Raw genomic sequence first — 22273 nt, forward strand, 5'->3', positions numbered from 1 at the left:
CCCTGACCGCGTCTGAGACGAGATCGAGCGTATGTGCCGCAACATCATTCGCATCATCAACCGACCGCCCGAGCCGATGCCCCTTTGGCCGTGCCTCACCAACCCGGCACCCGATGAAGTGCTTGCCAATCGCGGCCGGCAGAGCGGCAACGCGACTCGGTGCGGGTACGCGCTCATGGCGCCGAGTCACAGGCTACTGCTGGGCCTCAGTGCACACTGTGAACCGACGCTGCGGATGCTTATAGCCGCCGCTCGGACAACCATCAAGGCTTGTGGTGTCCAGAATGACCTTGAGCGGCTTGATCCGTTTGGGCGCGTTGGTGTCGGTACAGGCAACCTTCGATACAGGCTGCCCCAGACTGATGCAAGAGTCCTTGACCCACGCCAAATCCAGGCACGCGGTGTACTGCCCGGTGGCTTCGGAGTTGTGGTAAAACGAGCGATCAGTGTCGCCGCATTCTTTCGGAACATTCACACGCTGAACGATCCGGTAGGTATTTCGGTCCGAGCCACAATCCACCACTGTCAACGACGCATTTACCAGCTCGCCGCCCAAATTCACACATCCCCCCACCGGAGCATCGGCCTGACCATTAGCCGTCAGCGACCCCGGCGACGGGAACTGGCCGGGAATGTTCGCAAAATCAGTCGACTCCTGTCGGGTCGCGGACTGCTTTGTCGACGGCGTTTCCTCGGCTTGAGCGCATCCCGCAATGGCAATGCCACACAATCCCACGACAAAAAACAGCGCTCTCAACGCAATGCCCCCTGCTTTCCAGTAGCTCGGTTTGATTAGAAAACGAAAGAACCGGATGGTTGCAGCACAAAACCGCGCTCCGGGCTGACGCGTTCGATGCATGCGATCAATCCATCGTCACCGGCCGCACATGTCACGTTCCCGTATGAGACCTTCTGGCCTGGGTTGAGAATCTTCCGTCCGGGGTTGGCATCTTTGCAGGCGCCCTTGGTATGAGCTATGCCGCGTTGGTTTACAGTGCCTAAATCACATGGTCCAGAATCCGCGCCGTGCACAGGAACATCTTGAAGGCCCGGGAGCGGGCCCCAGCAAGAAATTTCCTGATTTTGTCCATTCGGGTTTTCGGGCGCACCAAAATTGCAGGTAACACCATTTGCCGTTGAAAACCCGATGGTCTTTGAGCCTCTGTCCCAGCCCATTGTGTACGACCCCGCCGGCGCCTCTGAGAAGCCATTAAGATCAGGGAATCCTGGCGGTTCAGCAGATGCGACATTGGACTGAGAGCATGCGGAAATAGCTAGTGCAAGAAATGCGGCAGATGCGTATGAAACTCGTGTCTTCATAATCAACGCTCTCCTATTGAATCGTGCAGTTAGTCGTGTATATACGTGGGCTGTAGGGCACCTTCGCCTTGCCACTGTTAACAGCTTCACGGTTAGCAGCCATCCAGGCGGGGTCCCAGAACTGGCTAACTTTCAGCTCCAGACTACCCATCTTGGTAGCAGAATCCAGGCCCTGTTTCGTGATGGTCGGCGCGTACACCCCATCCACACCCCCGATGTTACTAACAACGTTGTCCACCAAGACATCGCCCACAGTCTTCTCAGTGAGTTCCTTGGCTGTTGACGCCAAGACGCCAGTAGCCGCCCGGCCTGCAGATGACTCGGCGAAGAAGAAGCCATCTTCTCCCTTGGCGCCAAGAGCAATGAGTTGACTCTCTCGACTTCCAGATAACAGCGGTCCGATATACGTAAAGGGGCCGTTGATCCAGCTATTGGGGTTCTTGGGGTCGATCGGCGCCGACTGATACAACGCACGACCGGTCGTATCCGGATCTGCCGACGTGTTCCCTGCTAGGAGCATGGTGTTTGTCTTAGGATCAAATGCTCCGCTGGTTTGTGCCAGCGGTGAGTTGCCGATGATTTTGTCGGGATGAGCAAGATCGACGATGGCGGAGTTAGGCGTCACATAGTGCTCGTTAAGAGTTCCATCTGGGTTGTGGTACTTGGGCGTGCTGTAGAACGCATATTGCTTACCTTGCGGCCCGAGAGCTGTCCCAGTCGAGATTGGACGCTGGTCCTTGGGAAGAAACTGCGGATTGAGCGGATTGTCCGCACCGTCAAGCTTCGGATGGTCCCCGATCTTGCCCGGATCCCCACCGAGATTGCGGCCGGTGTTCGGGATGCTGAAGTCCAAGTCGTCACCCGTGGCTGTCTGCCGAGGCGCTTCGCAGTTGACTTTCCGGTCCGATACAGATTGGTTAGATGGCTCCTGCTGGGGCTCCTGGGGCCCCGCTTGTTCAGGGGCGCAGTTACATTGGCCGTCGGGACCCACCTTCCGGCTGGGCTGCTGGAACATCGATCCAGCACCACCGAACGCCGAAGCCATGAAACTGAGCATCTGCTCAGCTATCCCATAATCCTGGGCCGCCGACATGCACTGCTGCTGACGCTGTTGCTGCTGCTGATCCAACTGCCGAGTCGTATCGTCCTGTTTGTTCTGCGGCTGCTGTTGGTTTGGCTGCTGGCCCTGCTGCGGCTGCTGAGGCGAATTCTGTTGCGGTGCCTGGTAATCCGGGTTCGCCTTGCCAGGGCCCTGGGTGTAGGGCGTTGCAGTCTGATAGTCGGGGATCTGGGTGCCATGGGCGGGCTGCTGCGCCTGCTGAGGCTGCTGAGCGCCTTGCTGACCCGGAACCTGTTGCGGTGCTTGCGGACTGCCGCTGTTATAGATGCTGATACCCGAGTTCTGATCCAACGGCGGCTGGTTGTTACCACCCTGATAATCAGGCATGGAGCTTGGCATCTGTGGTGGCTGGAATTGCGAGCCCCCGCCATCAGTCATTCCCCCAGTGGGTCCCGGAGGTCCAGTAGGATCTGCAGCCACGGTCGCAACCGCCGAGAAGCCGCTGCCGGGGAGGGTGTGCTCATCGACAACCTTCGCTCCACCGACAGCCAGGGCGACAATCGCCACCAGCGCCAACGTGCGCCGCAAACCCGCAGGCATACTCCAACGACCATGCATGACCATGAATACAGCCACCCCTTTCAGCTGGCGCTGAGCGCGCCCCTAGCCCGATCATTACATAAATATGGTTGCCATGTCGATAAAATCCCAGTTATAGAGTTAGCTGAATTCGCCAAAGCCTACATCGACCCCGGTAGAGGCAACACGTAGACCCTGGTCGACTCCGTGATTTTGGAGCAACCTAGACCACTCGGCACCAAGTATCGGTCGGCATGTCGGGGCGCATTCGCCAGATCTCCATATCCCGATCAGATCACTAGCCAGTGTCGGCCCCCGGCGTAGAACCTGGACATGGCACGACCACCACGCGACAAGTTCCCCAACGCGTACGTCGGTGACCTCGTGCCCAACGGCAAGGGCTGGACCCGAGTCGGACCGACCTACTGCCCCGAGTGGCACAGCGTCCATGAGCCTGGTTGGACGCAGCGCCGCCGGCCGTGTGCGTGCAGTATCCGGCACCACTGAGGTGCGGCCATCTACGCGTCCAAGCTCGGCAACGGGTGCAAGATCCTGAGCGGGCCCGGATCGGCATGCGAAGAGTCAAGCGTGACGGCTGACGATGTTGCAGATGGCACCGCCCATGTCAGACCCCCGAGATATGGTGCGATCACCAGCAAAGGGACGAACCGGATGGCCGACGCAGATAACTCGAACGACTTGCGCGCGGAACGCACACCCGAGGCGCTGGCCGATCCGGCGGCCGATCTCTAGGCAGAAGTCGAGAAGCTGCACGGCGAGGTCGCAGCGCGATTGAACGCGCTCGATGAAAAGACCGATGCGAGCATGGAGAACATCGCCGCCGCGCTTATCGGGTTGGTTGCCGTCGTCGCGACCGCGATAATCGTCTGGGTCATCTCGGCCTCGACAAGCCCGACCCGTCGGACAACCACATCGTTGATTACAAGGGTTCCGAATTACTCGCCAAAGGGCCGCACTGCTACAAGGAGCGCGCGGAAATGCTCGCGAACCGGCGGCGGGCGCTGGGGGAAGTGGATCGTCTTACGTGGCAACGCGACAATCCGATACCACAGCGAGATGACGGCCCCATGTACACCACCCCTCTCCCGACCTCACTCCCAACCATAAGCGAGATCGACGCCGGCCCCAGTAAGCGCCGTGAGGACGAGGAGGGCTTGGACCCCGAGCTGTGCTTCTCCGTCCGTTACGGCTTCGGCTAGGTCGCTGGGCACGGCCGGGTCGCGACACGCCCCGGATCTGAGATGCCAGCGCTGACCTGCGCATATGGCAAAATAAGTCTCAACATGTCGGCGGGACACCCGTGCCCGCTGCATGAAAACCCCGGCCTAGCTGGGGTTTTCATGGTTTTAGAGTGAGCTAGTTCGTCCTCGGGACGCTCCTGTAGACCGTGCTGGACCTGCATACTTCGGCGTCGCGCGAATTTAGTGTCCCTTTGCCCTCCGAGCCACGAAGCCAACTGGGCGACAACCACACACGGCGCCTGCAGCGTATGGGGCAAGTTTGTCCTAGCGACCCCTTCGGAGGGTGGTGAATGAAAATGGAAGACAAGGTGTTCAACGATCTGCCGCTCCTGCTCGCGGTGCCGCGAGCTGCGCAGCTGTTGGGAATCAGCCGCGCCGCGGCCTATCGGCTGGCAGCGTCCGGCGACCTACCGGTTCGCCGTCTCGGTGGCCGCGTCTACGTCGTGACCGCCGGCCTTCGGGATCTGGCGTCATGACAGCGTCGTCACTTCACCGCCTTGCAGAGGGGTTCGTCACCAGGACCGAGCGAAGCGGAAACTTTCCCAATGACCAGGCTCCGTCCACGGAAGGGTTCAGCCGATGAGCAGCGACACTTCGGATTCCGAGCCACCGAAGAAGCGCGGCGAACCTACCGACAGCTCAATCACGAAGCTGCCCAACGGCAGAGGGTGGCGTGCGCGGCCGCCCCTCGGCGCCGACCCTGTCACAGGCAAGCAGGTCCGGCCGACCAAAGTATTTGCAACCAAAAGGGCCGCCCAAGATTGGGTTACAGAGCAACGGCAACAGTGGAGCACCGCAACGTGGGCACCAAAGTCGAGTCGGACATTCGATGAGGTCGCCGACCATTGGCTGATGCTGCGCGAGGCCGACAAGTCGATCGGGCCGAATACTGTTCGGGCCGATCGAGAATCGCTCCCTTATGCACGGCGGGCGTTCGGAGCAGTTCCGGTGCAGCACCTCACTCCCCCCGCGCTCGCGAACTGGTCCGCCACGCTGACCGGCAAGGAAGGCCGAGCGCTGGCGCCGGCCACCAGACGGCGCGCGATCGTCCGACTTAAATCGGTGCTAGTGCACGCGCGCAAGATGCGCTGGCTGACCTACGACCCGTCGGCCGACCTCGAATCGCCCGAACAGAAGTCGATTACCGCCACCGCGGCCGACGACATCTGGACGCCGGAGCAGATGAATTACTTTCTCAATCACATTGCCGCGCACCGGCTCTGCGGTTGTTTCGCGCTCACGCTGCTCGGGCTGCGGCGCGAGGAAGTCGGCGGGCTGCGATGGTCCGACATCGACATCAACGCCGGCGCGCTGCAGATCCGGCAGGCTCGGGTCGACGTGAACGGGCGCGACACCATCGTCACACCCAAGACTGACCGCAGCGCCCGCGACCTGCCGGTGCCCGCCCGCGAGTTGGCGATGCTCAAGGCGATCACGCTCGGGAAGCTGCGGCACTCCAGCATCTCTCGGATGCGCGCGGCGGACATGCCGCCGACGTGGTTGCCCGCCTGGCACGGCCACGCCGAGCGGACGACACAGGCCGTCTACGGGCGCGTGACCGACGACCGCCTGATCGCCGCGTCAGCGGTGATATCAGCGAACGCTGTAGGCGGAAACTAAAACTGGCATCCTCTTCTCCGCTCAGAGACTTGTCGGCGTCCGCGGGCAGAATAGATGCATGCGGGACCACGTTTGGGACGACGCCCTAGAGATGGGCGTGCGCAACCAGCGCCTGATTGCGCTGGCGAAAAACCACTGCACCCGCATGGAGTTTGTCCAAAGCAGCGGCCAGGGCATGGCTGAGGAGGTAACTGGCCTTCCAATCAACGCGCGCGAGATTCGCTGCCCTATGGCCCACGGTCACATGGTCGGGTCGAATCTTGAGATGACCGTACCGATGTTCTACCGGCAGAACTGCATCGGCTGCGCGGAACAACGCCCCAGCGGCCTTCTCCCGACTCTGGCCGGCTACATCGCCGCTGTAGACGAGAACGCTAGTGCCGAACGCGAGCGCGAGGTCGAGCGTAAGGCAGCGTTACATACGCAATGGGAAGCCCGAGCCCAAAGGCGCCGCGGGTTGATGGCGGGTTGCGACGACATGATGGCGACCGCGCTGGCCGACATTGGACGACTCGACGTCGACCCTGCTTCTGACCTTCGGAAGGATGACCGTGCCCCGCTCGCGCGGTTGAGAGCGTTGGCCGAGCGCGCCGCTGAGACGTTCACCCCTGACGTGATCGCCCATGGAGTGGAGCTGGTCGAGCGTGGATTTGCTTCGTCGTCGCTTCTGGATCCGCTACGGATCATCGCCCTGTCGCGGCCCGAATTTGGACCTCCAGTCGTCCGCGCGGCGGTGACGGTGATGCGCGAGGCCGCATCAGGACCGGCGGGGCGGTGTCTTGCCGATCTAGCCGAGCACGCGGACACTGCTGATCTTGACGAGCGCGTGTGTCGATCGGCCGTCGCGTTGGCTGGCTCGCCGATGCGGGACCCGTTCTCCCAGCGCCGTCACGGTAGCGATCCGGTCAGCCTGCTCGCGGTTGCTGCCATCGTTCCCGATCAACTGATTTCGGTTTTAAGGGACTTGCTACCGGGGCCGGAGACGCAAACTGTTCTGCATCTCCCGCCGGCAGCGGCCACGCCGAGACCACATGTCACCCAGTTTCTGATGGGTTCGGCCGGCGGTGCTATCCGGATACTCTCCGAGACTCATCCGAATTTAGCCGCCGGCCTGGTCGATTCCCTTGTGATGCAACTGGCTTCAGATAAATTCGAGCGGTTCGATGATCACGGCTTGCGCGAGATCGAGCGAGCATTGGCGGTGATGTTCGTGCTCGACGTTGGCGACGTGTCGAGTTCGATGGTTCGCGCCGGAGCTCGGGGTTCCCTACTTCTGGGCGAGCGGCTGCTGCGAGTACTCACGGTGACCGCAGACCTCGTCGCGGCTGAGCCCTACTGGCGCGAGACCGGCGACCCCGTGCCTGACGCCGCACGTGCGGCGTCAGTGACCGAAGAGCTCTTCGAGATGGCGATGGGCCGACTCGGCGGCGACTGGGGCGGCGAGGCCATTGATGACGCCGCCGAGCTGATAGAGCGCCTCGCAAAAGAGTGCCCTGCCGCAATGCAGGTGAAGTTGGCGGCAATTCTCGGGGCCATCTTGGGGTTGGTCGACGCGCAAAAGGCATCGAAGGTCTCGCCGCTGACCGTGATCGACGACGAACCGCCGGCGCTGAAGATGATGACGGCTTGGAGCCAAGAACTATTACTTGGCAGGGCCATCGGGCGACTTGGCGACGCCGTCAAGTTCGTCGCGGCAAATGACCCAGTCGCCGCGTGTAACGCCGTAATCGACGTCATGGCCGATGAGCGTGCCGGCGAGCGCGGCGCCGACGCCGCCTGGTATCTACTGGAGATTCTCGGTAAGATCGGCGCCACACACGGTACGGAAAGTGGTGTGCTGCAAGCCATCTTGCCGGTTCTCCACACGTACATTGTCGGGTCTGAGGTGGGAATGCGAGCACGTGCCATCGACACGTGGGTAGCGATCGCGCGCCGTCATCCGTTGCCCTCCACGCTTGAGGATCTGCTGGCGGCGCTGACTGCCGACCCCTTTGTCATGGTCATCCGATCGGTCCTGAAGGCGGCAGTGACTCTCACCTGGTCCCCCGACGCCGCAGTGCGTCTGCTCGTGTACGCGGCAGTGATCGTGGAAAGAATCAGCGGCCACGAGCATGCCGAGGTCGTCAAAGACGCGATCAGGGCGATGCTGTCACTGTCTTCCAGGCTCGAAATCGACGGAGCCCGGGAGGTTTCGGAGCGTAAAGGCTTAGAAGCTGCGGCGTCGCTCGGCGCGTACGACCTGCGCGACGTGCTGCAGCACAACACGTGGGGCACCACGGTAGCTCGATCCGCTCAAATGGCGTCGCTGCGGCTACGTCAAGCCGCAGAACCAGCTTTCGCTGATTTCTCTCGTCGGAGGGGTGACTCCGACATCGAAATGCTTCTCGCGTGCGGCCCGGGGCTGACGTCGCTCCCTGCCGCGGACTTGACGGCCGCGGCTCTCACGTTCGGTCCCGATAGTCCGGTCGCTGCCGCTGAATTCGTGGAGGTGGCTTGGCGGGCAGGCAGATTGGCGGATGCCGTTGCAATCATGTCGGCTCTACTCGAAGCGACGCCGGACCAGCGAGCCTATGCGGGGCAGCGGTACTTTCTTGAGATGCTCGCGTCGGCCGTCCGCGCCGACGCCGCTGCAACTGCGGGCGGTGAGTGGGGCCCACACGCCGACGACGCAAGCACGGTCGCCACGGCGCTGGTGGAGGAGCGCGACTCAGATTCAATCGCATTCGTAACTAACGCGGTCCGTGCGACGTTGACACTGCGGCGTCTGCTGATGGATGCCGGGTTTGTTGACGCATTACGGCCAGCGGAGAGCATCGCATCGCGGGCCGACGAGTTCTCGGCAGCTGGCAAGGCATTGTCGAAGGCGGGTATGACGGTGACGCCGACGGGCGCCTACCTACGGTCCGTTTCCGGCTTGTGTGAGGTTGTCTCGCATTTGTTGCGAGCGCAGGCCGCCGCTCTGAATGCCGACACCGAAAAGGCTTCGTCACATGGGCAGGCGGTCGCGCTGCGGTGCGACCTGATCACCGCTGATATCACCGAGCGGCTAGGGGTCGACGACCCTATTGGTGCGCCGCTTCTCGAACTCGTAGCGGCCGCGAAGAACACAGACCCTGGTTCACCGATCTTGCCGCTCCTCGCCATGTGGGCGCAGCTGCCGCTGCCCGTCACGGTTGTCAGGGGGCCCGAAGAGAATCGCTTCGCACGCCGCGGTAGTGCCGGTGACACCCCGCCCGAACCGGCAGAAGACGAGGCACCCGTCGCGGTCGTGCTGGCTTCGCTGGACGGCCGACTGATCACAGGGCCCGAAGTACTGCGGGACCAGCGTGTCTACGAACTGTCGGTGCGCGTGCAGCCCGGTGAATGGCCGCAGTGGGCGGACCGGATGGACGGGGAATTACTAAACCATCTTACCCCTGCCGAGATCACGGTGCCGACGTTTAGCTGGTCACGCGGCGACCATGTTGGCGATGGCGAGACCTATGAGCAGTCGGGATCGGTGACGCTTCGGTTCACAGTGGCAGCTGGCAAGCCAGCGCCCCCGCTGATGGTGCGACTGACGTGGAGCGGCGAGGTCGACGGCAAGCCGCGCAAGCAGACGCTCGACGTCGCCGGCCACCGCGAACTGCGGCTGCGGCCCTACGACGAGACGCGCGACCGGGCGACAAATTATCCGGTGTTCGACGAGCGTCTCCTAGCCGAATACGACCGCCTTGCCCGCGCTGGATTCGACGATGGCCAACTGCGGGCGTTCTGCCGCTTGTTCACTGGGGTTTGTCGCGCCGGCTTGGCCATGACATGGGAACGCAAGTATCGCCGCGGAACCCGAGTAACAGAACGCGAATTCCACGACGACCTCTTTGAACGTTTGCTCGCCGACCCGGAACTCGGCGGCCGAGTCGAACGCGGCAACCCTCTTGCGTTGGGCTACCTCGACGTGCGGCACGACGGCATCACCGCGGAGCTAAAAGTCGAGCGCAAGACGCCCGTAACCAGAGAGTCCGCGCCGAAATATGTTGGCCAGCCGACGCAGTACGCCGCCGCCGACGGAGCTCAGCTCTCAATCCTCGCCATCCTGGACATGAGCTTAAAGCAGCTGCCCATCGGTACCCCTGAGAACTACCTGTTTGCACTCGAACCGAGGCTGCACGGACTCGACAATCCCGAGGCCCCGAGCCTGGTCGAGGTCCTTATAGTGAACGGCAATCTTCCTACGCCGAGCTCTTGGTCACGCAAGAAGACGCCAGTCCACGACGCTCCAGGGCAAGAATCGCAAGGTCTGTGACACGACCTCCGAACGGAATCCGCAATGACTCAGTCCTTCCTATGGGGCCGCAGTCTCGGCGGTATTCGCGTCCGCGATAGGACAGAGTTAGGGCATTCGGCGCGTCACCCGACCCGGTCTGCAAATCACGCAATCCCCCCCCGACCAATGGGTCGGAGGGGGTTTTCTTGTGGAGCTAAGGGGATTCGAACCCCTGACCCCCACACTGCCAGTGTGGTGCGCTACCAACTGCGCCATAGCCCCATGTTTAGTTCTGCGTGCCCGCACGAAGTTACACCACGGCGACGGGCTCTCAAAATCTCAGCGCTCGGGACCGCCGACATCCTCTGCTACTTCCTGCATACTCCTAACCTGCGGTGACGCAAGTCTCCCCAGCGTCTCGGGGGCGAACACCCACGCCACGGCCGCGATCAGCGGCATCGCGCCGCCCACCACGAACGCCCACCCGTAGGACGTGCGCTCCGCGATCACCCCGGCCACCACGGGCCCGATCACCAGCCCGATATCGGAGGTCATCTGGAAGGTCGCCAGTGCCGTCCCCGCCCTGCCCCTACTGCCCACCACATCGGCCACGGCGGCCTGCTGCGGGGACGCATACAAGCCCGCACCGATCCCGCCGACGAGCGAGAGCACGATGAGTACCGGCAGCGACGACACGAAGCCCATCGCGACCACGGTGGAACCGCACACCAGCAGCCCGGCGACCACCAGCGGCTTGCGCCCGATGTCATCGGACCACGACCCGGCCAGGAAGGCCGTGGACACATCCCCTGCCGCGAATGCGGCGAACACCAGCCCGGCCGCACCCGGCCGCTGATGCAGCACCTCGACCACCAGCAGCGGCAGCAGCGCCCCGCGGATCCCGAAGATCGCCCATCCCGCACTGAAATTCGACATCAACGCGGCCAGAAATGTCCGGTGATGCAGCGCCGACGTCAAGGTCACCGGGGTGATGTGATGCTCGTCGGCAACCTCCAGCAGCGTGGAGCGCCGCAGCCCAAAGTAGACCACTATCGCGACGATCACCAGCGCCGCCGAATAGATGATAAAGGGAGCCGAAAGGCTCAGGCCCACAACGGCACTGCCCACCGCGGGACCGGCCACCATCCCCAGCAGAAAGCTCGAGCCGTACAGCCCCTGGGCGCGGCCCCGGATCTGCTCGGGCGCGATGCGCACCAGCAGCGCGGCCGCGGACACGGTGAACATGGTCGAACCGATGCCACCGAGTGACCGGAACACCAACAGCTGCCAATAGCTGTGCACAAAGGCGCAGATGCCGGTGGACGTGGCGACGATCAGCAGGCCGGTCATGTAGACCCAGCGCTCCCCCAGTCGCTGCACCAGCGCTCCGGCCGCGGGTGCGAACACCAGCCGGAAAGCCGCGAAGGAACTGACTACCGCGGTCGCCGCGGTCACGCTCACCCCGAAGCTGCGGGCGTACTGCGGCAGCGCCGGCGCCACCACGCCGAATCCGAGCGCGATCACCAGGCTCGCGACAACCAGAACCCAGATCTCCCACGGCAGACGTGGCGTTACCGCCGCGTTGTCCTCGTTGCAGTCGGGACAGCCACTCAACCGATCACCGCGGAGACAACCTCCCGTGCGGCGTCCTGTACCTGGCTCAAGTGCTCGGCACCCTTGAATGATTCTGCATAGATCTTGTATACATCCTCGGTGCCCGACGGCCGGGCCGCGAACCAGGCATTTTCGGTGACAACCTTGAGCCCACCGATCGGCGCCCCATTTCCGGGCGCGTTGGTCAGCTTGGCGACGATGGGTTCACCGGCCAGCTCGGTAGCGCTCACCTGCCCGGGTGAGAGCTTGCTCAGCACGGCCTTTTGCTCACGGCTCGCCGGCGCATCAACGCGCGCATATGTTGGGGCGCCATACTTCTCGGTCAGCTGCGTGTACCGCTGCGACGGTGTCAACCCGGTGACCGCCAGAATCTCCGAGGCCAGCAGGGCGGCGATGATGCCGTCCTTGTCGGTGGTCCACACGGAGCCGTCGCGACGTAAGAAGGATGCCCCGGCGCTCTCCTCACCACCGAAACCGATTGTCCCGTCGATCAACCCGTTCACAAACCATTTGAAGCCGACCGGCACCTCGATCAGGGTCCGGCCCAGCCCCGCCACCACCCGATCGATGATCGAGGAGCTCACCAGCGTCTTACCGACCGCCGTCTGCGCCGCCCAGCCATCGCGGTGACTAAACAAGTAATCGATGGCCACTGACAGGTAGTGGTTGGGATTCATCAGTCCCGCATCGGGAGTCACGATGCCGTGCCGATCAGAGTCTGCGTCGTTCCCGGTCGCTATCTGGTACTTGTCGCGCGACGCCACCAACGAGGCCATCGCATCCGGCGAGGAGCAGTCCATCCGGATCTTGCCGTCGTGGTCGAGGGTCATGAACCGCCAGGTGGCATCCACCAGCGGGTTCACCACGGTCAGCTCCAGCGACCACCGGTCGGCGATGGCGGCCCAGTAGTCGACGCTGGCTCCACCGAGCGGATCGGCGCCGATCCGGATTCCGGCACCCGAGATGGCCTCTAGATCGACCACGTTGGCCAGATCGTCCACGTAGGTCTGCTGGAAGTCGTAGCGCTGCACCGATTTGAGTGCCTGCGCCAATGGAATCCGCTTCACCGAACGCCAGCCCGAACGCAGAATCTCGTTGGCGCGCGCGGCGATCGTACCCGTGGCATCGGTGTCGGCGGGTCCGCCATGTGGTGGGTTGTACTTGAACCCACCATCCCGGGGCGGGTTGTGCGAGGGAGTCACCACGATCCCATCCGCCAACCCCGTCGTCTTACCGTGGTTGTGCCGCAGGATGGCGTGGCTCACCGCCGGAGTCGGCGTGTATCGGTCCCGCGAATCCACCGCGACCACAACACCGTTGGCCGCCAACACCTCCAGCGCGCTGGTCCACGCAGGCTCGGAGAGCGCATGAGTATCACGACCGATGAACAGCGGACCGTCGATGCCCTGCGAGGCCCGATACTCGACGATCGCCGTGGTGGTCGCCACGATATGCGCCTCGTTGAAGGCACCGTCGAGGCTGGACCCGCGGTGCCCGGAGGTCCCGAACACGACCTGCTGCGCCACGTCCCCCGGATCGGGCTCTATCGCGTAGTAGGCGGTCACCACGTGGGCGATGTCGATGAGATCTTCCGGCTGGGCCGGCTGTCCGGCGCGCGCGTTGCTCACGGACCTGATTCTGCCTGGATCAGATGAACCGTGTCTTACTGAATGGCCGCTATTGGATCGGTTGAATGCCGACGGCCGTCCCGTACGCGCACACCTCGACACCCGTGTTGGCGTACTCGGTGGTCTCGAAACGGAACGCGACGACGGCATTGGCACCCCTCGATTCCGCCTCGGCCGCCAGCCGGGACAGTGCCTCGCGGCGGCTCTCGTGCAGCAACTGGGTGATGCCCTTGAGCTCGCCACCGGCGATCGACTTGAACGAGGCCGCGAGGTTGGAGCCGATGTGCCGCGACCGCACGGTGAGGCCAAAGACCTCACCGAAAACCGCGCCGATCTTGTATCCGGGGATGTCGTTGCTCGTCACGATGATCATGACCCCAACGTACCGCCGCGGGTCGGCTAGGCGATGGAGGCGACGTCCTGCCACAGCGGGCGCCGATCCCCATCAGGATCGGCCTCCAAACGGGACGGGTTGTCGATGATCAACACCTGACGATCGGGCACCGCATGGGTGGGCCAACCGTCACCGGGCACCCCGGTGCGCGCGAATGACAGCCAGCGGCTTTGCATTTCATCGCTGACGGCGCGCGCTGTCGCCCGGTCCTTGCGGCCGGCGAGGAACGGCGCGGCGATAGTCCGGTACGTGCCGAAGACGGCGAGCAGTTCGATGGCATGGGTGGGTCCCAACCCGTAACGGCGCAATGCCTGCGTCGTGTAGTCGTACCGGTAGAAGTACGTGGGCGCGTGACGGCCGTGTGCCTCGGCCACGCGCCACGCCGCCGAACCGAACGCCAGATCCCCTGCCAGCTTCAGCAGCGCCTTCGGCGCCGGATACCCGTCGTAGCCCGCGACAATGCGCTGGACGAAATCAGGTCCGCCCTTGGACAGCGAGTGCTCGAGGGCCTGCGGGGTGATCGGCAGAATCTTGAGGATCTTCGTGAACAGGGTCGCCTCTTCGGCGTTGTACCCGATGATGAGCGGAACACGATGCGCCTCACCGCGTTCCATGGCCTCGTTGGGATCCAGCGGCAGCACATCGCCGTCGATACTGGGCCCGATCCGCAACGACAGTCCCGGCACATGCTTGGCCGACCCAATCAGACGGAACAGCGCCTTCACCAAATCCTTCGGCTTCGCCGACAGCACGGTTTCGGCGGCGTTCGCGTCGGTAGCGCCCAGGTATTTCGCGAACTGACGAGCATTGATCGCGGCATCCTCGGGGTTGACCACCAGCCCGGTGGCGGTGCTCTGGCAGATCGCCCGGTGGAACAGGCCCCCTGCCGCAGGCACGGCGAGCAGTGTGTTCACCGCGTGCGATCCGGCGCTCTCCCCGAAAATCGTCACGTTGTTGGGATCGCCTCCGAAGGCACCGATGTTGTCGTGCACCCACTGCAACGCCAACACCAAGTCGCGCAGGTACAAGTTGCTGTCGATGGTGTGCTTGTCATTCGACAGTGACGAAAGATCCACGCAGCCAAGGGCACCCAGCCGGTAGTTGACCGAGACATACACGCAACCCTGCCGCGCCAGGCTCGCCCCGTCGTAGAGCGGGGTGGCCGAGCTGCCCAGGAAGTACCCGCCGCCGTGGATGAAGAACATGACGGGCAGCGGCCCGCTGATCGGCCCCTCAGGGGCGACGACGTTCAGAGTCAGGCAATCTTCGCTGAGCTTCTGCGGCTTGCCGGGCAGGATGATCGCGTAGCGCTGCTGCTGAATGGAGGCAGCGCCCCACGTACGGCACTTGCGCACCCCTGTCCACGACTGAGCCGGGCGAGGTGCACGCAGGCGAAGCAGACCCACCGGCGGCTCGGCATAGGGAATCCCACGGAAACGATGTACACCGCCCCGGGTGAATCCTTCGACGGTGCCGTTGGCGGTGTTGATGCGGATGGGCTTCTTTGCCATCGGCACATCCTAGGCAACCAACCGGTTGGCCCACAATGCCTGATTCAGAGAGTGAGGCTGAATCCTTCCCATGCCGCGCGCCGGGTGGCCTCCGGGTCCAGCTCCACGCGAGTGGCGTGATCGAACACCATCACCGCACGATCTGGCGGTTCATAGGTGGGCCAACCGTCACCGGGAATCCCGCTGCGCGCGAAGGCAAGCCATCGTCGTTGCACGTCATTGCTCACCCGCACGGCATCACGACGGCCGATGGCGCCCGCCATCATGGTGCCCATGGCACCGCGATAACTATCGAACACGGCGAGCAATTCTGTGGCGTGGGTGGCGCCCATACCGGCCATCCGGAGCGCCCCGGGCGCGTAGTCGTAGCGATAGAAATACACCGGCGCATAGCGGTGGTGGGCCTCGGCCATTTGCCAGGCAGCCGTGGAAAAGTTCATGTCACCGGCCAGCTTCACCCGAGCGGAGCGCTCCGGATACCCGGGATATGCCGCCACGATGCGATCGCGATGACCGGGTCCGCCCCGTGTCAGCATGCCCTCCAGCGCCGACTCGGACAGCGGCATCATCTTCAGGACTCGAGTGAAAAGCTTGGCCTCATCGGCATTGTGACCGACGATCAATGGGACCCGATGTGCCTCACCATGTTCCATTGCCTCGATGGGATGGCGTGGCAGGTAGTGCCCGTCGATGCATGGACCTATCGCGAATGAACCGCCCGGCATGTTGGTCACGATGTCGGCGATCAGTGCGTCCAGTGCCGCGCCGAGTTCGGCTGGGGTCGCCCGCAGCACCGTATCGGCAGCTGATTCTGTTGTCGCACCGAGAATTTCCGCGAACTTCTGGGCATACAGGGCAGCCGACTCGGCCGGCACTGCCATGCCGCTGGCGGTGCTTTGGCAGATCGCACGGTGAAACAGCCCCGCGGCCGCGGGGGTGGCCATCAGCGTCTCGACGCAATGGGCTCCCGCGCTTTCCCCGAAGATTGTCACGTTGCCCGGGTCGCCGCCGAAGGTCCTGATGTTCTCGCGCACCCATTGCAATGCCAGCACCACATCGCGCAGGAACAGGTTCCCGTCGATGGTGTGATCGCGATCGGACAGCGACGACAGGTCCATGGCGCCCAGTGCCCCCACGCGGTAATTGACCGACACGTAGACGCATCCACGCCGGGCCAGGGAGGCACCGTCGTACAACGGGGTCGCCGAGCTGCCCAGTAGATAGCCGCCGCCGTAGATGAAGAACATGACGGGCAGCGGATCGTTGGATGGACGATCGGGTGTCACGACGTTGACCGTCAGGCAGTCCTCGCTTGCGCGCTGAACACGACCCGGTCCCAGCACGCGGTAGCGGCGTCGTTGTGGGGCCGCTGCGCCGAATTCGGTGCAGTCGCGCACTCCGTCCCACGGCAACACCGGCTGTGGTGCACGCAGACGCAGCAACCCGATCGGCGGACGGGCATAGGGAATGGACCGGAAGCGGCGCACACCTCCGCGCACGAATCCCTCGACGGTCCCGTTGGGAGTGGTCACACGGACAGTGGGCGTCTTCGACCCTGAAGCCATGGGAGTCAAGATAGCTGTCATCGACCTCAGATGCGGCGCCGATACGGCAGATCCAGGTAATTCGCCAGCACCCGCACCATCAACAAGAGATAACTGATCATCACATCCAGAAATCGGACGGCGCCGACGCCCTCGGTTTCGGCCCGGTCACGGGAACGTACCTATCGATGCACCAATAGCCACATTGGCCTCACCTGCCACTATTGTCACGGGAGTCAATTGCTGACGTCGATGTGACGTCCTGCCCCGGGAAGGTCTGACATGTCGACGCGCCGCCGGATCTCCGTGGTTTTGATGACCTCGGCCGTTATCGGATCAAGCGTTGCGGTCGATGTCGCCCCCTTGGCGTATGCCGACCCCTGCACCGGTCCCGCCGCAGGGCTTCAGCCACCGACTCCGGTCCCCGACGACGGCATACCCGGTCAGGCTCCCCCGATCGGCCGCAGGCCCGCCGGCGCCAATGACAAGGCACCACTACCGGAGCTGGGCAAGCTGCCCCTGGCAATCCTCAAACAGGTCCTGCCTCAACAGGGCGCGAAGAAGGCGTCCGGGTGGGCCCAGGAACTGGCGCACCCGGGCTTGCCCAACCCGCCGGAGCCGGGCTCTCCGAACGACCTGCAAGACCGGCAGGCCGCCGCCGTCGCTCCCGCTCCTCCGGCACCGGCCGTCGGCCCGGCCCCCGCAGCCGCCGTCTCCCCCTCGACATCAGTGGTCGGCTGGGTGACCGGTGTGGACACCGGCGCCAACACACTTCAAAAGTTCAGCATCTCCGGCACCGACCTCGGAATCATGTGGGACAACGGCGATAACGCCGGCCGCCAGGTATTGATGGCCTTCGGCGACACCTACGGATACTGCGGGATGCGCAGCCAACAGTGGCGCTACAACACCCTGCTGCGCACCCAGGACAAGTCGCTCTCGCACGGCCTTGCGGTGGCGGAGGGATCGACATCCAACCCGTACGCCGGTTCCCCGCAGTCCCGCCCGGGTTACTCCAAGCAGATCATCCCGCCCATCAAATGGGCCGCCCAAGAACGCGGCATCATCCCCACCGCCGCCATCTCCGTCGGCCGGTCCCAGTACATGAACTACATGTCCATCAAGAGCTGGGATAGCGCCGGCGAGTGGACCACCAACTACTCGGCTACCGCGGTGTCCAACGACAACGGCCAGAACTGGAAGACCTTCCCGCAGAGCATCCGCCCGGCATCTCCGGACGCCATCAGCCAGGTGCCGTTCACCCCCGGGAACGAAAACTTCCAACAGGCCGCATACGTCAAGGGCAACGACGGATACATCTACATCTTCGGAACTCCTGCCGGGCGAAGCGGATCCGGCTTCGTGTCGCGCGCGCTGCCCGGAAACCTGCCCGACGCCCGCCAGCACGAGTTCTGGAACACCGACCGGGGAACCTGGGTGCCGGGAGATCCCAATGCCGCGACACCGATCCTCTCGGGTCCGGTGGGTGAGATGTCCGCGCAGTACAACACCTATCTGAAGAAGTATCTGGTGATGTATGGCGACAAGCAGGGAGACGTGCTGCTCTCCACCTCCCCCGCACCCCAAGGCCCCTGGAGCCCGCCGCAGGTCATCGTCACCGAGTCCCAGATGCCGGGCGGGCCCTACGCGCCGTACCTGCATCCGTGGACTACCGGCAAGGAGCTCTACTTCAACCTCTCACTGTGGTCCGCGTACAACGTGATGTTGATGCGCACGACCCTTCCGTGATCGGTTCCGCCCCCTACCTACAACCGCTCGATGATGGTGGCGTTGGCCAAACCGCCTGCCTCGCACATCGTTTGTAGGCCGTAGCGTCCGCCAGTCTGTTCCAACACCGACACCAGCGTCGTCATGAGCCGTCCGCCGCTGGCCCCCAGCGGATGCCCGATCGCGGTGGCTCCGCCGTTGATGTTGACCCTGGACAGGTCCGCGCCGGTCTCGGCCTGCCACGCCAGGACCACCGAGGCGAAGGCCTCGTTGACCTCGAAGGCATCGATATCTGCCAACGACAACCCGGCACGATCAAGGACTTTCGCGGTCGCCGGGATGATTCCGGTCAGCATGTACAACGGGTCGTCGCCCACTACCGCGACCGAATGCACGCGGGCGCGGGGTGTCAGGCCAAGACGTTGCGCGGTCTCACTGGACGTGATGAGCACAGCAGACGCACCGTCGTTGATCGGCGAGGAGTTGCCTGCCGTGACCTTCCAATCGATCTGCGGAAAGCGCTGCTCCCACAATTCATTACGGAACGCGGGCTTGAGGCCGGCCAGAACATCGACGGTGGTTGATGGCCGTACGGATTCGTCGGTGGTTACCTCGATCAGTTCACCATTCACGTTAGGGGCCTTGATCGGCGCCACATCACGCGCGAACCGCCCCTCGTCCCACGCCCGCGCGGCGCGGTGGTGGCTCTCGGCGGCGAAGGCATCCAACTGCTCGCGCGACAGCCCCCACTTCGCCGCGATCAACTCGGCGCTGATGCCCTGCGGGACAAGCCCATCCGGGTAGCGGGCGGCCACCTCGGTACCAAAGAAATCCTTACCCAGGCTCTGACTACCCATGGGCACCCGGCTCATCGACTCGATGCCAGAGGCAATCACCACGTCATAGGCGCCGGCGATAACTCCTTGCGCGGCAAAGTGGATGGCCTGTTGACTACTGCCGCATTGGCGGTCGACGGTCACCGCGGGAACCGTCTCCGGAAGTCCGGCGGCCAAGGCCGCCCAGCGTGCCGTGTTGGAGCTCTGCTCGCCCACCTGTCCCACGGCACCGCTGATCACGTCGTCGACAAGGGCAGGGTCAATTCCCGTCCGCTCGACGAGCGCCCGGATGGCATGCGCATGCAGATCGACGGGATGTACGCCCGAGAGTGACCCGCCCGGCTTGCCCTTGCCGACGGGTGTGCGCACCGCGTCGACGATCACTGCATCTCTCATGACCTACCTCCTGGATTCGCCGTTGAACTCCTGTTCTTCCGGTATACGCCCAGTTAGTTGGAAATCACAACTAACTGTGATCGACCGCATAACGTGCTAAGTTGGGTTTCACGACTATGAGAACCTGCTCAATAGCCAATGCCCTCGACGTCGTCGGGGAACGCTGGACCCTAGTGGCCCTGCGGGAGATCATGCTGGGCAATCGGCGCTTCGACGAGATCGTCCGCAATACCGGCGCCAGCCGCGACATCCTGGCGACTCGACTGCGCAAGCTCGTGGACGCGGGCGTTCTGGAGAAACGTCAGTACGAACAGCGTCCTCCCCGCTACGAATACCTGCTGACCGAATCGGGGCGCGCGCTTCGACCTGTGCTGTTCGCACTGATGGAGTGGGGTGACAAGTTCGTGACGCAGGGTCCCCCACCCAGCGTTTGGGAACACCAATGCGGATCGGCGCTGCATGTCCAGCCGACTTGCCAAAACTGTGCAGAGCCAGTGACATTCGATGACCTCACCCCCCGCCGCATTGGACAGGTTCCATGAGTTCCGACGTATTGACCTACGAACCCGCAGGCGCGACACGCCCGGGTCACGAGAAGTGGCCCGCCACTCCCCCCGGGCTACGACGATTCGAACAGACCATCACCATCGGCCGCGGCGATGACTTCTGGCGTGCGGCCACCCATGCGGTTCTGAACTGGGAAGTCAAACAGCGCAGCGGGTTCCGCGTTGTCCCCGACATCGCGGTGAGCGACGGCGCTGAGTTTCAGATCAGCTTCGGCTGGGGGCCGCTCGCCGTCCACGAGCCCGTGCGCATTGTTGCCGTGGCGGACACCGACGTCCGGTGCGGATTCGCCTATGGCACCTTGCCGGGACACCCGGTGTCGGGCGAGGAGGCGTTCATCGTCCACCGCGACGCTGACGGCACCGTGTTTCTCACGCTTCGATCCCTGACGCAGGCCGCGCCATCCGGTCTCTGGCGGCAAGCGTTCCCGGTACTTCTAGTGGCACAGAAGGTCTTCCGCCGTCGCTACCTACGGTCACTGCAGTCCTAATCCATCAGCGCCGCAAGGTCCACCAATGCCCGCGCCGGTCCCGTAGGCGGAGTGCCCGGCAGCCATACGGCACGGAATTGGCGGGTGAAGACGGTGCCGTCGGCAGGCGTGACCTCGATGAGTGTTCCTGCCGACAATTCAGGCGCCGCGATCAGGCGGCTGAGTACCGCCGGCGCCAATCCTGTTGCCGCGGCGGCCTTGATCGCGGCCGCGGAGCCCAGCTCGGCCGCCGGTGCCGCGGGCTGACACACCTCACTCAACACCTCCCACACGGTGTCGCGGGTGCCGGATCCGGGCTCGCGCATGAGCAGCGGAGTGATCGCAAGCTCGCGCAGTGTCACCGGCTTGCGCCGACGGGCCCATTTGTGTGTGGGTCCGACCACGATGACCAGTTCGTCGGCGCCCAGCACTTCCCCGCCCAGGCCTGCCGGTGCATGCGGGCCCTCGATGAACCCCAGCGTCGCCCCGCCGCCCCGCACCAGCTCACACACCTGCTGTGTGTTTCCAACCTCGAGGGATACCGCGACATCGGCATGCCGTGCCCGAAGAGCGGTGAGCCACAACGGCATCCGATGGTCGGCAATGGTGCGTGACGCGGCGACAACCAAGCGCGGCGCTTGATCGGAGTGCAGCGCAGCCACCCCGGTGACGAACTCGCGTGCCGCGGCAAGCACCGGCGTGGCATAACCCACCACCGCCAGCCCAGCGTCCGTGAGCCGCGAACCTGTCGGGCCGCGTTCCAGCAGCACCAGCCGCAGGCGGCGTTCCAGCGCCCGGATTCGCATGCTGGCGGCGGGTTGTGAAATACCGTGCTGACGTGCCGCCGCACCCAGGCTGCCCGCCTCGGCCACGGATACCAACAGGTCCAGCACACCGAGGTCGGGGGTGCCCGGAGGAAGAGCCATAAGACCAGTTTATGACGAGCCGTCGAAATGCCTGCTACCGGGCTTATCCACCGGCGGGCAGTGAGGCTACCGGAGCTACGATGGGAAGATCATGGACGACAACGACATCCGACATCTGCGTCGCTGCGTCGAGCTTGCCGCCGAGGCACTCGATGCCGGCGACGAGCCCTTCGGGTCGCTACTCACCGGGCCCGACGGAGCCGTACTGGCCGAGGATCGCAATCGTGTCGGCACGGGAGATTCCACCCGCCACCCCGAATTCGAACTTGCTCGATGGTCCGCCGGGAATCTGTCGCCCACCGACCGCGCATCCTCCACGGTGTACACCTCCGGAGAGCATTGCCCCATGTGCTCGGCAGCGCACGCATGGGTGGGACTGGGGCGCATTGTGTACGCCAGTTCCTCTGCCCAGCTGACACAGTGGCTCACCGAGCTCGGCGCGCCCCCGAGTCCGGTTGCCTCGTTGTCCATCAATCAGGTGGCACCCGGCATCGAGACCGACGGTCCCGCACCGGATCTCGCCGACGACGTGCGCGCCTTGCACGTCCGGTTCCGTGCGCAGCCTTGATCCGCGCA

The 22273-nt window shown here is 63.9% G+C and carries 21 protein-coding genes and 1 tRNA gene; 10 read left to right on the forward strand and 12 right to left on the reverse strand.

Features of this window, described 5'->3' with window-relative positions; genetic code table 11:
* Positions 1-193: 193 nt before the first annotated feature.
* The 3 genes from B4393_RS22260 to B4393_RS22270 form a co-directional block, all read right to left on the reverse strand.
* Positions 194-757 carry an LppU/SCO3897 family protein gene (locus B4393_RS22260; protein WP_109558654.1) on the reverse strand — a complete coding sequence of 188 codons (564 nt, stop codon included), beginning with the start codon at positions 755-757 and terminating at the stop codon, positions 194-196.
* A 35-nt stretch (positions 758-792) separates the two neighbouring features.
* A complete protein-coding gene (locus B4393_RS28415; RefSeq protein ID WP_078336017.1) occupies positions 793-1032 on the reverse strand; it encodes a hypothetical protein in 240 nt (79 codons plus the stop codon).
* 301 nt (positions 1033-1333) lie between these two features.
* Positions 1334-3004: a hypothetical protein gene (locus tag B4393_RS22270; protein ID WP_078336120.1), complete on the reverse strand. Its 1671-nt coding sequence runs from the start codon at positions 3002-3004 to the stop codon at positions 1334-1336.
* A 288-nt stretch (positions 3005-3292) separates the two neighbouring features.
* On the opposite strand from B4393_RS22270, the gene B4393_RS27660 reads away from it, so the two are divergent.
* Together B4393_RS27660 and B4393_RS27665 are read left to right on the forward strand one after the other, a co-directional pair.
* Positions 3293-3466 (forward strand): hypothetical protein, encoded by a 174-nt coding sequence (locus B4393_RS27660; RefSeq protein ID WP_157901319.1) that lies wholly within the window; start codon positions 3293-3295, stop codon positions 3464-3466.
* 81 nt (positions 3467-3547) lie between these two features.
* Positions 3548-3712, forward strand: a complete 165-nt coding sequence (locus tag B4393_RS27665; protein ID WP_157901320.1) for a hypothetical protein — start codon at positions 3548-3550, stop codon at positions 3710-3712.
* Here B4393_RS27665 and B4393_RS22275 read toward each other — a convergent pair.
* Positions 3709-3891 (reverse strand): hypothetical protein, encoded by a 183-nt coding sequence (locus B4393_RS22275; protein WP_078336018.1) that lies wholly within the window; start codon positions 3889-3891, stop codon positions 3709-3711. The genes B4393_RS27665 and B4393_RS22275 overlap by 4 nt on opposite strands.
* A 66-nt stretch (positions 3892-3957) precedes the next feature.
* Between B4393_RS22275 and B4393_RS27670 the strand changes: the two genes are divergently transcribed.
* The 4 genes from B4393_RS27670 to B4393_RS22290 all read left to right on the forward strand — a co-directional run bounded on the left by B4393_RS27670 (position 3958) and on the right by B4393_RS22290 (position 10126).
* Entirely contained in the window at positions 3958-4179 is a 222-nt protein-coding gene (locus B4393_RS27670) for a hypothetical protein (protein ID WP_133052615.1), read from the forward strand.
* Positions 4180-4511: 332 nt separating this feature from the next.
* Complete coding sequence (locus tag B4393_RS22280) at positions 4512-4697, forward strand: helix-turn-helix domain-containing protein (protein WP_078336019.1); 186 nt, start codon at positions 4512-4514, stop codon at positions 4695-4697.
* A 376-nt stretch (positions 4698-5073) separates the two neighbouring features.
* The gene (locus B4393_RS22285; protein ID WP_236743224.1) at positions 5074-5841 is read left to right on the forward strand and encodes a site-specific integrase; all 768 of its coding nucleotides are present in this window, start codon (positions 5074-5076) and stop codon (positions 5839-5841) included.
* A gap of 58 nt (positions 5842-5899) precedes the next feature.
* Complete coding sequence (locus B4393_RS22290) at positions 5900-10126, forward strand: hypothetical protein (RefSeq protein WP_133052614.1); 4227 nt, start codon at positions 5900-5902, stop codon at positions 10124-10126.
* A gap of 170 nt (positions 10127-10296) precedes the next feature.
* On the opposite strand, the gene B4393_RS22295 is transcribed toward B4393_RS22290, so the two are convergent.
* From B4393_RS22295 to B4393_RS22320, 6 genes are all read right to left on the reverse strand, one after another.
* Positions 10297-10369: transfer RNA gene (locus tag B4393_RS22295), tRNA-Ala, on the reverse strand.
* A 57-nt stretch (positions 10370-10426) separates the two neighbouring features.
* A complete protein-coding gene (locus B4393_RS22300) occupies positions 10427-11701 on the reverse strand; it encodes an MFS transporter (protein ID WP_078336022.1) in 1275 nt (424 codons plus the stop codon).
* The gene (gene pgm, locus B4393_RS22305) at positions 11698-13329 is read right to left on the reverse strand and encodes a phosphoglucomutase (alpha-D-glucose-1,6-bisphosphate-dependent) (protein ID WP_078336023.1); all 1632 of its coding nucleotides are present in this window, start codon (positions 13327-13329) and stop codon (positions 11698-11700) included. Before pgm ends, B4393_RS22300 begins: the two co-directional genes overlap by 4 nt.
* Before the next feature lie 49 nt (positions 13330-13378).
* Positions 13379-13702, reverse strand: coding sequence for a YbjQ family protein (locus B4393_RS22310; protein WP_070938813.1), 324 nt, complete (start codon positions 13700-13702; stop codon positions 13379-13381).
* A gap of 26 nt (positions 13703-13728) precedes the next feature.
* Positions 13729-15234 (reverse strand): carboxylesterase/lipase family protein, encoded by a 1506-nt coding sequence (locus tag B4393_RS22315; protein WP_078336024.1) that lies wholly within the window; start codon positions 15232-15234, stop codon positions 13729-13731.
* Between the two features lie 44 nt (positions 15235-15278).
* The gene (locus tag B4393_RS22320) at positions 15279-16799 is read right to left on the reverse strand and encodes a carboxylesterase/lipase family protein (RefSeq protein WP_078336025.1); all 1521 of its coding nucleotides are present in this window, start codon (positions 16797-16799) and stop codon (positions 15279-15281) included.
* A gap of 261 nt (positions 16800-17060) precedes the next feature.
* On the opposite strand from B4393_RS22320, the gene B4393_RS22325 reads away from it, so the two are divergent.
* Positions 17061-18527 (forward strand): DUF4185 domain-containing protein, encoded by a 1467-nt coding sequence (locus B4393_RS22325; protein ID WP_078336026.1) that lies wholly within the window; start codon positions 17061-17063, stop codon positions 18525-18527.
* Between the two features lie 17 nt (positions 18528-18544).
* On the opposite strand, the gene B4393_RS22330 is transcribed toward B4393_RS22325, so the two are convergent.
* Positions 18545-19738, reverse strand: coding sequence for a thiolase family protein (locus B4393_RS22330; RefSeq protein WP_070938809.1), 1194 nt, complete (start codon positions 19736-19738; stop codon positions 18545-18547).
* 116 nt (positions 19739-19854) lie between these two features.
* Here B4393_RS22330 and B4393_RS22335 point away from each other — a divergent pair, with 116 nt between their 5' ends.
* Together B4393_RS22335 and B4393_RS22340 are read left to right on the forward strand one after the other, a co-directional pair.
* Entirely contained in the window at positions 19855-20280 is a 426-nt protein-coding gene (locus tag B4393_RS22335) for a winged helix-turn-helix transcriptional regulator (RefSeq protein ID WP_078336027.1), read from the forward strand.
* Positions 20277-20792 (forward strand): DUF1990 family protein, encoded by a 516-nt coding sequence (locus tag B4393_RS22340; RefSeq protein ID WP_078336028.1) that lies wholly within the window; start codon positions 20277-20279, stop codon positions 20790-20792. The genes B4393_RS22335 and B4393_RS22340 overlap by 4 nt, the downstream gene beginning before the upstream one ends.
* Here B4393_RS22340 and B4393_RS22345 read toward each other — a convergent pair.
* Positions 20789-21697: a LysR family transcriptional regulator gene (locus tag B4393_RS22345; RefSeq protein WP_078336029.1), complete on the reverse strand. Its 909-nt coding sequence runs from the start codon at positions 21695-21697 to the stop codon at positions 20789-20791. The two genes, B4393_RS22340 and B4393_RS22345, sit on opposite strands and share 4 nt — an antisense overlap.
* A gap of 91 nt (positions 21698-21788) precedes the next feature.
* On the opposite strand from B4393_RS22345, the gene B4393_RS22350 reads away from it, so the two are divergent.
* Positions 21789-22265 (forward strand): nucleoside deaminase, encoded by a 477-nt coding sequence (locus B4393_RS22350; RefSeq protein WP_078336030.1) that lies wholly within the window; start codon positions 21789-21791, stop codon positions 22263-22265.
* The last annotated feature ends 8 nt before the right edge of the window (positions 22266-22273 follow it).

Origin of the sequence: Mycobacteroides franklinii (assembly GCF_002013895.1) — a bacterium.
In the GTDB taxonomy this organism is placed as follows: Bacteria; Actinomycetota; Actinomycetes; order Mycobacteriales; family Mycobacteriaceae; genus Mycobacterium; species Mycobacterium franklinii.